The following is a 1,336-nucleotide window of genomic DNA, read 5'->3' as shown; positions in this document are numbered from 1 at the left end:
TTTTTGACCACAGCAATTAATTCTGTGCTATTTGACATATTAGTTTTCTCCTTGATTTTCTGACTTTATTTTATTTTTAAACTTAATATAAAAAATTAATTTATTTTCATAATCTGTTTTTAATTTTGATGCATCATAACTTGTAACATTGCTGTTTTGTCTTTTTCATTTTTTTATTCATTTTGAATCATTAATATCTGTTCAATCTTCTTCTTTAATTCGATTAAAAAAATCTTTTTTCATGTCATCTTCATCAATTAAAGGAAAATTTTCTTTAATTTTTCTTACTATATTTTTTTGCATTTGAACCAAAAGCTTTTCAATAATTTCTTTTTTTTGAAATTCTAATATTGCATTAAAATCTTTTTTAGTTCATTTTTCTTTTTGATTAAATATTTCATGAATATGTAAACAATATCCCTCATAAAATTCATTTAAATGCAAATTAATTTCTTTATTGTTATTTTTATTTATATAAGAAAAATTATCCAAAAATTGTTTCTTTTCTTTTTCGAATTTTTTAATGTCTTCAATTTTAAATTCATCGTTTAAAAAAATACCCTTTAAATCATTTTTTTGAAAAAGTAAATTATTTAAATAATCAATATCTATTTTAATAATTTCATCAACTGAATTCATATTTGAAGAGCTAATTATTCTATATTCACTACTATTTTGTTCACTTGCAGTCAAACTATCATAAATATCATTACAATAACCCTCAAAACGTTTGTATTCATCTAAATTAAATCCTTTTATTTTTTCAGTGTTATTGTATTCAGGATAAGTTTTTAAATTTGAAAATTCTGTTGCTAAATTAGAAAATAATTTTAAATAATATCTTCTTTCTTCAATTGAACTATTTTCTTTTAATTTATCATTTTTAATATCATAAATTTTTTCAAATTGAATATATAAATCACTTAAAAATTTTTTTGCATTTTCAAGTGTTTGATCTCAAGTTTTTCCATATACTATTTCAATTATTTGATCTTCTTTGGCATCAGCATATTTTTTAAAAGCTTCATCAATGGTATTTTTTTCAAGTGAAAAATTAACAATATATCCATGTTTTTTATTAAAATCAAAAATACGATTTGTTCTGGAAAATGCTTGAATTAAATTATGATTTTTTAATGATTTATTTACATATAAAGTATTTGTTTTAGGTGAATCATAACCAGTTAAAAGCATATTCACAACTAAAACAATATCAATTTGATTTTTGTTTTGTTTGTTGTTTTTTTTAAATCTAACTCTAACATCATTTATGTAATCATTAAAAGTTTCTAATGTAAATGATGTTAAAAATTTTTCATTGTATCTTTGTAAAATT

At 19.5% G+C, this 1,336-nt stretch carries 1 protein-coding gene; it reads right to left on the bottom strand.

The features are described 5' to 3' along the window. Nucleotides 1-39 precede the first annotated feature (39 nt). The coding region (locus U744_RS04770) for a type I restriction enzyme subunit R domain-containing protein (protein WP_036432205.1) at nucleotides 40-1,336 on the bottom strand (1,297 nt) is incomplete at its 5' end.

It is taken from the genome of Mycoplasmopsis cricetuli ATCC 35279 (assembly GCF_000526955.1).
GTDB classification, from domain to species: domain Bacteria; phylum Bacillota_I; class Bacilli_A; order Mycoplasmatales; family Metamycoplasmataceae; genus Mycoplasmopsis; species Mycoplasmopsis cricetuli.
Note: the sequence above shows the minus strand (reverse complement) of the source record. Positions and strands in the feature narration are given on the sequence as shown.